Annotated in this window: 10 protein-coding genes; 9 read left to right on the forward strand and 1 reads right to left on the reverse strand. The window is 58.4% G+C overall.

The features are described 5' to 3' along the window. Positions 1-19 precede the first annotated feature (19 nt). From sucC to rluB, 6 genes are all read left to right on the forward strand, one after another. Positions 20-1,186 carry an ADP-forming succinate--CoA ligase subunit beta gene (sucC, locus tag ACP86_RS18635; RefSeq protein WP_008174392.1) on the forward strand — a complete coding sequence of 389 codons (1,167 nt, stop codon included), beginning with the start codon at positions 20-22 and terminating at the stop codon, positions 1,184-1,186. Then, a complete protein-coding gene (sucD, locus tag ACP86_RS18640) occupies positions 1,186-2,058 on the forward strand; it encodes a succinate--CoA ligase subunit alpha (protein ID WP_008174394.1) in 873 nt (290 codons plus the stop codon). The genes sucC and sucD overlap by 1 nt, the downstream gene beginning before the upstream one ends. 120 nt (positions 2,059-2,178) lie before the next feature. Then, positions 2,179-3,393, forward strand: coding sequence for a tryptophan--tRNA ligase (locus tag ACP86_RS18645; RefSeq protein ID WP_075267709.1), 1,215 nt, complete (start codon positions 2,179-2,181; stop codon positions 3,391-3,393). 59 nt (positions 3,394-3,452) lie between these two features. Beyond that, positions 3,453-4,286: a segregation and condensation protein A gene (locus tag ACP86_RS18650; protein ID WP_008174399.1), complete on the forward strand. Its 834-nt coding sequence runs from the start codon at positions 3,453-3,455 to the stop codon at positions 4,284-4,286. A gap of 42 nt (positions 4,287-4,328) precedes the next feature. After that, a complete protein-coding gene (scpB, locus tag ACP86_RS18655; protein ID WP_053115034.1) occupies positions 4,329-4,967 on the forward strand; it encodes an SMC-Scp complex subunit ScpB in 639 nt (212 codons plus the stop codon). 39 nt (positions 4,968-5,006) lie between these two features. Next, a complete protein-coding gene (gene rluB, locus ACP86_RS18660; RefSeq protein WP_008174404.1) occupies positions 5,007-5,990 on the forward strand; it encodes a 23S rRNA pseudouridine(2605) synthase RluB in 984 nt (327 codons plus the stop codon). A gap of 3 nt (positions 5,991-5,993) precedes the next feature. Here rluB and ACP86_RS18665 read toward each other — a convergent pair whose 3' ends face one another. Further along, on the reverse strand, positions 5,994-6,920 hold the full coding sequence (locus ACP86_RS18665) for a GGDEF domain-containing protein (protein ID WP_014576931.1): 927 nt from the start codon (positions 6,918-6,920) through the stop codon (positions 5,994-5,996). Between the two features lie 284 nt (positions 6,921-7,204). Between ACP86_RS18665 and ACP86_RS18670 the strand changes: the two genes are divergently transcribed. The 3 genes from ACP86_RS18670 (at position 7,205) to zipA (ending at position 12,520) form a co-directional block, all read left to right on the forward strand. Then, a complete protein-coding gene (locus tag ACP86_RS18670; RefSeq protein WP_008174408.1) occupies positions 7,205-7,888 on the forward strand; it encodes a GntR family transcriptional regulator in 684 nt (227 codons plus the stop codon). A gap of 1 nt (position 7,889) precedes the next feature. Beyond that, entirely contained in the window at positions 7,890-11,384 is a 3,495-nt protein-coding gene (gene smc, locus ACP86_RS18675) for a chromosome segregation protein SMC (protein WP_053115035.1), read from the forward strand. Between the two features lie 122 nt (positions 11,385-11,506). Further along, positions 11,507-12,520 carry a cell division protein ZipA gene (zipA, locus tag ACP86_RS18680; protein ID WP_053115036.1) on the forward strand — a complete coding sequence of 338 codons (1,014 nt, stop codon included), beginning with the start codon at positions 11,507-11,509 and terminating at the stop codon, positions 12,518-12,520. Positions 12,521-12,558: the final 38 nt, after the last annotated feature.

Genomic DNA, 12,558 nt, shown 5'->3' on the forward strand with positions numbered 1-12,558 from the left:
TTAATTCGGGACATTAACTATGAATTTGCATGAATATCAGGGCAAACAGCTTTTCGCTGAATATGGCCTGCCAGTATCCAAGGGCATTGCCTGTGATACTCCGAAGGAAGCTGTAGACGCAGCTGGTGAAATCGGCGGTGATGCATGGGTTGTGAAAGCCCAGGTTCACGCAGGTGGCCGTGGTAAGGCTGGCGGTGTAAAGCTGGTCAAGAGCAAAGAAGAGATCCGTGAGTTTGCCGAGAAGTGGCTGGGCCAGAACCTGGTAACCTACCAGACAGATGAAAACGGCCAGCCGGTGAGCAAGATCCTGGTTGAATCCCTCACCGACATCGACCAGGAGCTTTACCTGGGCGCGGTTGTTGACCGTGGCACTCGCCGCATCGTGTTCATGGCCTCCACCGAAGGTGGTGTTGAGATCGAGAAGGTTGCCGAAGAAACGCCCGAGAAGATCCTGAAAGCCGAAATCGACCCGCTGGTTGGCGCTCAGCCGTACCAGGGCCGCGAGCTCGCGTTCAAACTGGGCCTCGAAGGCAAGCAGATCGGTCAGTTCACCAAGATCTTCGTTGGTCTGGCCAAGCTGTTCGAAGAGTGCGATCTGGCACTGGTAGAAATCAACCCGCTGGTTATTACCCCGGCTGGTGATCTGCACTGCCTGGACGCCAAAGTCGGCGTCGACGGCAACGCACTGTACCGCCAGAAAAAGATCCACGAGATGCACGATCCCTCCCAGGAAGATTCCCGGGAAGCGGAAGCGGCCAAGTGGGAGCTCAACTACGTGGCCCTGGAAGGCAACATCGGCTGCATGGTCAACGGTGCCGGCCTGGCCATGGGTACCATGGACATCATCAAGCTGTCCGGCGGCCAGCCTGCCAACTTCCTGGACGTTGGCGGCGGTGCAACCAAGGAGCGTGTTTCCGAGGCATTCAAGATCATCCTGTCTGACTCCAACGTGAAGGCGGTTCTGGTCAACATCTTCGGTGGTATCGTTCGCTGCGACATGATTGCAGAGGGCATCATCGGTGCCGTGAAGGAAGTCGGCGTCAAGGTTCCTGTTGTGGTTCGCCTTGAAGGCAACAACGCGGAGAAGGGTACTCAGGTACTCGCCGAGAGCGGCCTGAACATCATTGCCGCTACCAGTCTGTCGAATGCGGCAGAGCAAGTTGTTAAAGCCGCAGGGGGTAAATAATGAGCATCCTGATTAACAAAGACACCAAGGTTATCTGTCAGGGCTTTACCGGCGCACAGGGCACCTTCCACTCAGAGCAGGCGATTGCCTACGGCACCAAGATGGTTGGTGGCGTCAGCCCCGGCAAGGGCGGTACCGAGCATCTGGGTCTGCCGGTGTTCAACACCGTGCGTGACGCCGTTGAAGCAACCGGCGCAGAGGCGACCGTTATCTACGTACCTGCGCCGTTCTGTAAGGACGCCATCATCGAAGCGGCGGATGCCGGCATTCAGCTGATCGTATGTATCACTGAAGGTATCCCGACTATCGATATGCTGTACGCCAAAGAATACGTGGATCGCAAAGGCGTTCGCATGATTGGTCCGAACTGCCCGGGTGTTATCACTCCGGACGAGTGCAAGATCGGCATCATGCCTGGCCACATCCACAAGAAGGGCAAGGTTGGCATCGTCTCGCGTTCAGGCACCCTGACTTACGAAGCGGTCAAGCAGACCACTGACTTCGGCTACGGCCAGTCCACCTGTATCGGTATCGGTGGCGACCCGATCCCGGGCTCCAACTTCATCGACATTCTGGCCCTGCTCGAGAAAGATCCCGAGACAGAAGCCATTGTGATGATTGGCGAGATCGGCGGTACCGCCGAGGAAGAAGCTGCGGCCTACATCAAGCAGAACGTCTCCAAGCCGGTGGTTTCCTACATCGCTGGTGTTACTGCGCCTCCGGGCAAGCGCATGGGCCATGCGGGCGCCATCATCTCCGGTGGCAAGGGTACAGCAGACGATAAGTTTGCCGCCCTGGAAGACGCTGGTGTTCGCACCGTACGCAGTCTGGCCGAGATCGGTCAGGCCCTGAAGGAAGTCACTGGCTGGTAAGCTGGCCTTCTTTCAGTAAAAACCCCCGTTTCTGCCCTGCAGAGCGGGGGTTTTTTATTTATAATGCCGGGTCGCCTGAACTATGATGGCGGTTCCAATACCAAATAAGGAGTTCGTGCTTTGAGTTCTGTAGATTCCCAGCAAAGGGTTTTGTCCGGCATGCGTCCGACCGGCAAGCTTCACCTTGGCCACTACCACGGTGTGCTGAAAAACTGGGTTAAACTCCAGCATGAATTCGAATGTTTTTTCTTTGTGGCGGACTGGCACGCGCTCACCACCAACTACGATGACCCCTCCGGCATTGAACAAAGCGTCTGGGATATGGTCATTGATTGGCTGGCGGCCGGTGTGAACCCGGGCTCGTCCACGATGTTTATCCAGTCGCAGGTGCCCGAGCACGCCGAACTGCATCTGCTGCTCTCGATGATCACGCCACTCGGGTGGCTGGAACGCGTGCCGACGTTCAAGGATCAGCAGGAGAAGCTGCGGGAGAAGGATCTGGCGACTTACGGGTTCCTGGGTTACCCGCTGCTTCAGAGTGCAGATATTCTGGTTTACCGGGCAGGAAAAGTGCCTGTTGGTGCAGATCAGGTTTCCCACGTTGAAATCACCCGGGAAATCGCGCGCCGGTTCAACCACATCTATGGTCGCGAGCCAGGGTTTGAAGAGCAGGCGGAAGGTGCCATCGTGAAGATGGGCAAGAAAAACGCCAAGCTCTATCGCAATCTCAAGAGGCGTTACCAGGAAGAGGGCGACATGGACGCCCTGGAAACGGCCCGTGCTCTGTTGAAAGAACAACAGAATATCTCCCTGGGCGATCGTGAGCGTCTTTACGGCTACATTGAAGGTGGCGGCAAGGTGATTCTGCCGGAGCCCCAACCGCTGCTGACGCCGGAATCCAAGTTGCCGGGGCTGGATGGGCAGAAAATGTCCAAGTCCTACAACAACTACATCGGTCTGCGGGAAGAGCCGGACAGCGTAGCCCAGAAGGTTCGCACCATGCAGACCGATCCCCAACGGGTCCGGCGCACCGATGCGGGTGAGCCCGAAAAGTGCCCGGTGTGGGGAATGCACAAGATCTATTCCGATGCTGATACTCAGGAGTGGGTGCAGACCGGTTGTCGCAGCGCCGGTATCGGTTGCCTGGATTGCAAGAAGCCGTTGATTGACGCGATTGTCGAGGAGCAGCGTCCGCTCCACGAACGCGCGCGGGAGTATGAGGGCAATCCGGATCTGGTTCATTCCATTCTCCAGGAAGGTCGCGAGCACGCCCGCGACGCCGCCCGCGACACCCTGGAGGAAGTCCGGGCCGCCATGGGGCTTCATTACCGCTGAATCCGCAGGAGTCGGTGCCACGAGCATACAGCCAGTGCGCCGACCCGGAGTGAAAGGTTATGACTGAAGAATCCACCGATCAGGCCACGCCCGAAGCCCAGGACGCTGCACCGGAGCAGTCGCCCCTGGCGCGGGTGTCCGGCAAGCCGGTGGTGGATCTTCCCAAGGATTTGTACATTCCACCGGACGCCCTTGCCGTCTTCCTTGAGGCGTTCGAAGGGCCGCTGGATCTTCTGCTGTATCTCATCCGTCGCCAGAACATGAACATTCTGGACATCGACGTTAGCGAAATTACCCGGCAATACATGGATTACATCGGTGCCGTGGAGGCCATGCGGTTCGAGCTGGCTGCGGAATACCTGGTGATGGCCGCCACACTGGCGGAGATCAAATCGAGGATGCTGTTGCCTCGACAGGAAAGCGACGATGAGGAAGAGGTTGATCCCCGGGCAGAACTGATTCGCCGGCTTCAGCAATACGAGCGGTTCAAGCAGGCAGCCGAGGACATTGATGAATTACCACGCCTGGAACGCGATACCTTTGCCGCCTCCGCCGCGCTGCCGAAGATGCCCTCCAGTCAGCCCCATCCGGATGTAGACTTGCGGGAAATGCTGCTGGCTCTGCAAGGCGTGCTTCAGCGGGCAGACCTGTTTACCAGTCACCATGTTGAACGGGAAAGGCTTTCGACCCGGGAGCGCATGTCCGCAATCCTGTCGGTGCTTCAGGACGATCATTTTGTGACATTCGAAAGCCTGTTTACGATTGAAGAGGGCCGGCTCGGCGTCGTGGTGACCTTCCTGGCCACGCTTGAGCTGGTCAAAGAGCAGCTGATCGAGGTTGTCCAGGCCGAGGTCCTGGGCCCGATTCATGTTCGAGCCAGGGCAGCCAGCTAGGGCCTCCCGACGTTCAAAGCACGGAAATACGGATCAGACACCATGAACGAAGAAAACCTGCTGAGAATACAGGCGATTGCCGAAGCGGCCCTGCTGGCGGCGGGCAAACCCTTGTCTCTCGACCAGCTCCGGGACCTTTTCAGTGAAGAGGAGCGCCCCGCACGCCAGGTAATGGAACATGTCATGGTACTTCTGGAAGCGGCCTGCGAAGGGCGCGGTTTTGAATTGAAGAAGGTTGCCAGCGGCTACCGTATTCAGGTACGCGAAGAATTCGCGCCCTGGGTAGGGCGTTTGTTTGAGGAAAAGCCCCAGCGATATTCCCGGGCGTTGCTTGAAACCCTGGCATTGATCGCCTACCGGCAGCCCATCACCCGGGGTGAAATCGAGGATATTCGGGGTGTTACGGTAAGCAGCAATATCATTCGCACTCTGCTTGAGCGAGAGTGGGTTCGCGTCGTTGGGCATCGGGATGTTCCCGGCCGTCCGGCCATGTATGCGACTACGAAACAGTTTCTGGACTACTTTAACCTCACGGGCCTGGATCAGATGCCGCCCCTGAATGAAGTCCGCGATCTTGAAGAGATCGGCCGGGAAATTGAAAAGAACATGCAGGCGGAGATTGAGTTCGAATCAACGACTGCCGAGAACGACGACGAATCTTCGAGCCAGACACTTCACTGACGCCATTCGGGTGTCAGTCAGATACTAAGGATTGATTTCATGGCGGCAGAACGCCCGAACAAACCAGCCAGACCAGCCAAGGACAACGCGAGCCAGGGTGGGCCAGAGCGTATTCAGAAATTGCTCGCCCGCGCGGGCATCGGTTCGCGCCGGGAAATTGAAGGCTGGATGGAAGCCGGCCGCCTGCTGGTCAACGGGCAACCTGTGGCGCCCGGGCAAAAAGCGACTGTTGAGGATCGCTTCGAACTCGACGGCAAGCGACTTGAAGTGTCCGGTGCGGCGGAAGTGATGCGCCGGGTACTGATCTATAACAAGCCGGAGGGTGAGGTTACCACTCGAAAGGATCCTGAGGGGCGGCCGACGGTGTTTGATCGTTTGCCACGTCTCAAGGAGCACCGGTGGATTTCCATCGGACGGCTGGATATCAATACCACGGGTCTGGTGCTCTTCACCACAGACGGCGAGTTGGCGAATCGCCTGATGCACCCGTCCAACCAGATTGATCGGGAATACGCGGTACGGATCTTCGGGGAAGTGGACGATGCGATGATCGAGCGCCTGCTTCAGGGCGTTCTCCTGGAAGATGGCATGGCCAAGTTCACCGATATCTCTCCGGCCGGCGGTAGCGGTATAAATCGCTGGTTCCACGTGACCTTGCTGGAAGGGCGCAATCGGGAAGTACGTCGTCTGTGGGAATCTCAGGGTGTTCGCGTCAGTCGGCTGAAGCGCGTGCGCTACGGGCCGATCTTCCTGCCGAGCAGGCTGACCGTAGGAAAATGGGAAGAGCTGGATCAGCGGGCAGTAGACACCCTGAGTCGCACGGTTGGTCTCGAAGCGGTTGAAATTCCGCAGAAAACACCAAATGAGAAAGCGGCCCACGACCGCCAGAGGCGGAAAAGCCCTGGCCGGTCCGGTAAGAAAACCCCCGGCAACAAATGGGCGGTCAGCGACACCAAGCCTGCCAAACCGGCCGGGCGTGCTCCCCGGCCAGAGAGAGCCCGAAGCAAGACGCCCCGGGGCTGATCGTTACGAAATGGTGGCAAACACCCGGGTGCAGTTACGGCCCTGGTGTTTGGCACGATAGAGTGCCTCGTCCGCCCTTGCCAGCCAGGCCTGAGGCGCCTCCTTGGGCAGGAAGGTGGCAACACCACAACTCGTTGTGACCTTCAGCTCCTTCTCTCCGCCATCAACCCGGATAGCGGCAATCGCTTCGCGAACGCGCTCTGCTACATCCCTGGCATCCTGCTCCGAGGTATGCGGGAGCAGGATAGCAAACTCCTCGCCGCCAAAGCGGTAGACTGAATCCGAGGTTCGGATCGACTTCTCGATCTCGCACGCAGCCAATTGCAGAAGATGGTCGCCAACCACATGGCCGTGAGTGTCGTTCACCGTCTTGAAGTGGTCCAGATCGCAGAGGACGAGCGAGTAAGGCTCGCCATGGCGCTCTGATAACAGGCTGGAGCGCTGCAGAGCGTCGTCCAGGGCGCGTTTGTTGGGTATGCCGGTCAGGGAATCTGTCAGGGATGCCTGTTCAATGGCCACGTACTGGCAGGCGTTGCGAATCGGGCAGATCGCCGCACTCAGAACCATCTCTACGCCTTCCAGCTCCTGTTCCGAGAACCTCTGCCGACGTTGCAGTACCAGGGTCCCATAATTGACACCTTCAAGGCTCAGCCGGTACTCGCAGCGGTGTGGGCCCCCCATGCCTGTGGCATAGACGAAATCCTGTTTACCGATCCGGTGGCGGTAGTTGAGCGCACTGAAAGGAACAATGGCGACCAGCTCTTCGGCCAGGATCGCCAGCTGCTGTTCCAGCGACAGGGTGGTGGACAGCCGGCGCGTTAGCCTGGTGAGTACATCCGGCGTGTTGTTCCAGTCCTTGTGTGCCTGACGCAGCGCAGCCAGTTTCTGGGGCTGGGAAGGAGACTGATGGATCGACGGTATGTTTTTCACTACGGTTCACTCTGTCGCAGAAGTTTACAGTGCTTTGCGTGTGCAAAGCAGAAACCGTGCCCAGTCATAAAAAACGAACAAAAACAGCGAGTAATGAGGATAACATCACTTGGTTTCTGATTTTTCGGCTGTCGTTCCTGATTCGCCGTCAAAAAACCGGCAGTGATTTGCCGCGATGTTCCTGAGCTGTGCAAAATGTCAGACAAGGGGTGGGGCTATAGATTCCCTGTGGTAAACTTCTGCGTTTGAAATCGTGCCGTCTTCAGGAATGAGTGACCAACTTTATGAGGTTTCAGGCCCCGGAAAGTCTGTCTGAACAAATTGCCCAGCATCTGGGGCAACGAATCATCACGCGAGATCTCAAGCCCGGCGAACGCATTCAGGAATTGAAGGTGTCGGGAGAACTGAATGTCAGCCGTGGCTCCGTTCGGGAAGCACTGCTCATTCTGGAGCGCCGCCATCTGATCGAGATTTTCCCCCGGCGGGGTGCGGTGGTCTCCAGCCTGACGCCAGAAAGCGTCAACAGCCTCTACGACATCTATATCGACCTTCTCTGCATGCTGGGACGCAAGGTACTTGAGCGCTGGTCTGGCAGGGAGCTTGGCGGTGTCATGGGCCAGGTCCGTGAATTGCAGGCAGTCATTGATGCCCTGAACGCCACCAGTGCCGACGCCGCCGAGCAGGTTATTGATGCGGGTTTCGGGGTTATGCGTTACGCCTACGGCCTGGTCGAGAACCCGTTTCTGGAAGAAACCCTCGAGAATTTCAGACCGGCCATCAGCCGCACCTATTTTGTGGCGCTGGAACACTTCCGGGAAGAAATCGGTGAAACTGCCACCTTCTTTCGGCAGCTGGCGGATGCCGCCGTCAACGACGACACTGAGCGGCTGCAAGCCGTTATTCAGGCCTTTGGGGAGCACCAGCGGCAGCAGGTGTTGACGATCCTCCGGCAGGAAGCGAGCGCCTGATATGCGTCTGAAGTCCATCAAACTGTCCGGCTTCAAATCGTTCGTAGATCCCACCACGGTTCCGTTCCCCTCCAACATGACGGCCGTGGTCGGCCCCAATGGGTGCGGCAAGTCCAACATCATCGATGCGGTGCGTTGGGTCATGGGCGAGAGCTCCGCCAAGTACCTGCGCGGCGAATCCATGACAGACGTTATTTTCAATGGTTCCAGTGCAAGAAAGCCTGTGGGACAGGCCTCTATCGAACTGGTGTTTGATAACAGCGATGGTTCCGCGCCCGGTGAATTCGTGAAATTCAACGAAATCTCCGTTCGCCGCCGCGTTTCCCGGGAAGGGCAGTCCGAATATTTCCTGAATGGCTCCAAGTGCCGGCGTCGCGACATTACAGACCTGTTCCTCGGCACCGGTCTCGGCCCGCGGAGCTATGCCATCATTGAACAGGGCATGATCTCGCGGCTGATTGAGGCCAAACCGGAAGAGCTTCGGATCTATATTGAAGAGGCGGCCGGCATTTCAAAATACAAGGAGCGGCGCCGGGAGACGGAGAACCGTATCCGCCGGACCCAGGAAAACCTGGAGCGTCTGACCGATTTGAGGGAAGAGCTGGGCCGCCAACTGCAACACCTGGAGCGTCAGGCAGCCGCAGCCGAGAAGTTCAAGGCCTACAAGCAGGAAGAGCGCCAGAAAAAAGCCGAACTGACGGTGCTTCGCTGGCAATCCCTCGACAACGACTTGCAAGCCTGGCGAGGCAAGATCCGGGATACCGAGCTCGAGCTCGAGAAATACCTCACCGAGCGAGTCAGGCTGGAGACCTCCCTGGAATCCCTGCGCGACAATCACCAGGAACGGACCGAGCATTTCAACCGGGCGCAGGCACGCTATTACGAAGCCGGGGCCGATATCGCCCGTATTGAGCAGAGCCTCGAACACCAGCGTGAACGCAGCCGGCAAATGGCGGCGGAGCTGGACCAGGCCATGGCGAACCAGAGAGAACTGGCCCGCGAGCTGGAGCAGGATGAGGACAAGCTTGCGGGAATCCAGGAAGAACTCGACATGATGGAGCCGGAGCAGGAAGCGCTGGCAATTCGCTCCGAGGAGTCTGGTGAGAAGTTGCAGCAGGCCGAAGACGCCATGAGCGACTGGCAGCACCAGTGGGAAGGCTTCAGTGCCCGTTCATCGGACGCGCGGCGCCAGGCAGAGCTGGCCCAGTCCAGAATCCGCTCGCTTGAGGATGCCATTGAGCAACTGCTGGCCCGCCAACGCAAGCTTCAGGACGAACAGGAGTTGCTGGAAGGTCAGATGGACCGCGCCGAGCTCGAAGACCTGCTGGAACAGCAGGAAACCCTGGAGCTGAAGCGCGAAGAGGCGGCTGAACGGATTGCATCCGTTCAGGACGAGCTCTACGAAGCCCGGCAGCAACAGCGTGATGCCGAGCAGGCGCTCTCTGAAGAACGCCAACGGGTGCAGAGCCTTCGTGCGTCCCTGGAGTCTCAGCAATCCCTTCTGGATGAGCAGATGGGGGCCGGGGATGATGTTCTGCAATCCTGGCTGTCACAGAACGCCCTCAGCGATATGCCCCGGGTGGCCAGTCAGCTTCAGATTACCGATGGCTGGGAGTTTGCTGTCGAACAGGTTATCGGGCGTTTTACCCAGGGTCTCTGCCTTCCCGATATTGATCAGCTCTCATCCGCCATGAAAGAAGCGCCAAAGGGGTTGGCGCTGGTGGAGGCAGAAGCCACAGACGGCAGTGAGCGTTCCGGGTTGGCGGCCAAGGTTTCCGGAGTGCCGGGAATTGCCTCGTTGCTTCGCGGCATCGATACCGTCGAAACCGTCTCTGACGCCATGGGTATGCGATCGGGGCTTCGGGACGGTCAAAGCCTGATGACACCCCAGGGCGTCTGGATATCCCGGGAGTGGGTCCTGATGCCGGACTCTGATGCCGGCCAGGTCGGTGTGATTGAGCGGCAGAAGAAGGTGACGGAACTGACCGCGCAACTGGCCGAGGCGGAGGAGTCGCTGGAGGCGGCTACCGAACGGCTGGAAGAGCTCCAGGAACGGGCAGAGCGTTCGGAAGCAGCCCGGGATGAGGCCCAGACCCGTCTGAGCGAGGCAGATCGTGAACTGAGCACCCTGGCGTCCAGGGTCAGCGGCCTACGAGCACGTGCCGAGCAGATTGATGCCCGTCTGCAGCGAATCCGGGACGATATCCAGGACGTGTCCGAAAACCTCGAGGGCCAGAAAGAGAGTCTTCAGGATGCCCGGGAAGACTGGCAACTGGCGCTGGCTTCCACCGAAGACAGCGATGAAGAGAAAGAGCGGTTGCTGGAGCAGCGCGATACCTTGCGCGAAAGCCTGGATCGGCTTCGCCAGGAGGCCCGGCACGACCGCGACCACGCGCATCAGCTGCAGCTCCAGCTGCAGACCCTGCACAGTCAACGTGACGGCCTCAGGCAGACGATTGATCGGATGCAGTTGCAGAAGGAGCGTATCGACGAGCGCCTGGAGATTCTGAGGGAGTCCCGGGAAAGCGCCGAAGAGCCCATCGAAGACCTGCAGATGCAGCTCGAAGGGCTGCTGGACCGGCGATTGGCGGAAGAGGAAAAGCTGGGCGCTGCTCGCGACGCGCTGGAAGAGATTGATCGGGAAGTGCGGGAAAAGGAACAGGGCAGAAGCGGAACCGATCATCGCATTCAGGAAGTCCGGTCCCGACTCGAAAAACTGAAAATGGAGTCCCAGGCCCTGGAAATCCGTTCCGGGAACCATGTCGATCAGCTCAAGGAGCTGGACGTAAAACTCCAGGATATCCTCGCCCAGTTGCCCGAGGGTGCGAATGAAAAAGAGTGGGCAGACGAACTGGAGCGAATCGGCAACCGAATTCAGCGCCTGGGCGCGATTAACCTGGCGGCCATTGAGGAATATCAGGTTCAGAGTGAGCGCAAGACCTACCTGGATTCCCAGCATGAAGACCTGATGGAAGCCCTGGAAACACTGGACAACGCCATACGGAAAATAGACCGGGAAACCCGGCAGCGTTTCAAGGAAACCTTTGACCAGGTGAACGGTGGTCTGCAGGCTCTGTTTCCCAAAGTGTTCGGAGGCGGGAACGCCTACCTCGAGCTTACCGGTGAGGATCTTCTGGAAACCGGCGTTGCAATCATGGCGCGGCCGCCGGGCAAGAAGAACAGCACCATTCACCTGCTGTCGGGCGGCGAAAAGGCCCTCACGGCGATCGCACTGGTGTTTTCGATTTTCCAGCTCAACCCGGCACCCTTCTGTATGCTGGACGAGGTGGATGCGCCGCTGGATGATGCCAACGTGGGCCGCTATGCCAACATGGTCAAGGAGATGTCCAAGCAGGTTCAGTTCATCTACATTACCCACAACAAGATTGCCATGGAGATGGCGGATCAGTTGATGGGCGTAACCATGCATGAACCGGGGTGTTCGCGCCTGGTGTCGGTCGATGTAGACGAGGCAGCGGCTCTCGCAGAGGCTTGAGGCTGTTCAGAATTCAGGCGACCATGACAATAACGCCATCTGGCCCGGGTGTGCGTTGTATTCATTACGGGCTTTTCTTAGAGTAGCAACGTTACGGGATCTGCAAACAGGACAGCAGCACTATGTCACTTAGGGAATGGTTAATTGCCATCGGTACCCTGGTTATTATCGGCATTGTCATTGATGGCGTGCGCCGCATGCGGCGTGCCCGGAAGGAATCCATGGCAATCTCATCGGGCATGGGCGCCGATGAGCTCGAGGATTCGCCGCTCGATGACGAGTACAACCCGGAGTTGCCCAACGGCGGCGCACGAACCATCTCCCGCGACACACTCGAAGAGCGTGGCTATGTAAAGCGTGAAAAGCCCAGCCGATTTGGTTCTCCGAAACCCAAACCGACCCGCCCGGTGACAGCTGCTGCCAAGGAAGAACATCGGGAGTCGCCAGAACCGGATCTGCGTCCGGAGCCGGAAAGCGAACCGGCTGCCGGGTATCACGATGAACCTGTTGAGTCGGATCCCGATTTCGGGTTGTCCAGTCATGAGCCTGAAGAAACCGAGCTGGAATCAGGTTGGGGGGCCATCGAAGATGAGGTGGAAGCAGTCCCGCCTACGGTGACAACCGAAGTAGAGGAAGATACGGCACGGCGTGAACCTTCCCGAGCGGTCAGTGGTCAGCCGCTGGCAGGTGCGAATCGCCCTGAGGCCCGGGAAGTGATTGTGATCAATGTCCTGGCCAAGAGCGGTGAAGACTTCAAGGGGGTGGCCCTGAAGAAGTTGTTCGAAGCCTGTGGTCTGGAGCATGGTGATATGGACATTTATCACCGGCACGAGGAGTCCGATACCACCAGCCCGGTCCAGTTCAGTGTTGCCAATGCCGTGGAACCCGGCACGTTCAAGCCGGGCGATATGCCGACCCTGGCCACGCCCGGTATCAGTTTCTTCATGAGTATGCCCGGGCCCACCAATGCGCTGCAGGCGTTTGACTTCATGCTTGAGACAGCCCAGGCCGTGGTTCGTAACCTTGGCGGCGAGCTTAAGGATGAGCGCCGGAGCGTGATGACCCCTCAAACAATCGAGCACTGCCGTCAGAGGATTCGGGAGTTCGAGCGCAAGCAACGTTCCCAGCGAGTCTGAAACCAGGCGGTAAAAGAAGGCCAGATGCCCGGTTTGTT

Source organism: Marinobacter sp. CP1 (assembly GCF_001266795.1).
Classification (GTDB): Bacteria; Pseudomonadota; Gammaproteobacteria; order Pseudomonadales; family Oleiphilaceae; genus Marinobacter; species Marinobacter flavimaris.

Excerpts from the sequence above, each read along its gene's own strand:
- sucC (WP_008174392.1), top strand. The coding sequence starts at position 20 with ATGAATTTGCATGAATATCAGGGCAAACAGCTTTTCGCTGAATATGGC.
- rluB (WP_008174404.1), top strand. The coding sequence starts at position 5,007 with ATGGCGGCAGAACGCCCGAACAAACCAGCCAGACCAGCCAAGGACAAC.
- sucD (WP_008174394.1), top strand. The coding sequence starts at position 1,186 with ATGAGCATCCTGATTAACAAAGACACCAAGGTTATCTGTCAGGGCTTT.
- zipA (WP_053115036.1), top strand. The coding sequence starts at position 11,507 with ATGTCACTTAGGGAATGGTTAATTGCCATCGGTACCCTGGTTATTATC.
- ACP86_RS18650 (WP_008174399.1), top strand. The coding sequence starts at position 3,453 with ATGACTGAAGAATCCACCGATCAGGCCACGCCCGAAGCCCAGGACGCT.
- smc (WP_053115035.1), top strand. The coding sequence starts at position 7,890 with ATGCGTCTGAAGTCCATCAAACTGTCCGGCTTCAAATCGTTCGTAGAT.
- ACP86_RS18670 (WP_008174408.1), top strand. The coding sequence starts at position 7,205 with ATGAGGTTTCAGGCCCCGGAAAGTCTGTCTGAACAAATTGCCCAGCAT.
- scpB (WP_053115034.1), top strand. The coding sequence starts at position 4,329 with ATGAACGAAGAAAACCTGCTGAGAATACAGGCGATTGCCGAAGCGGCC.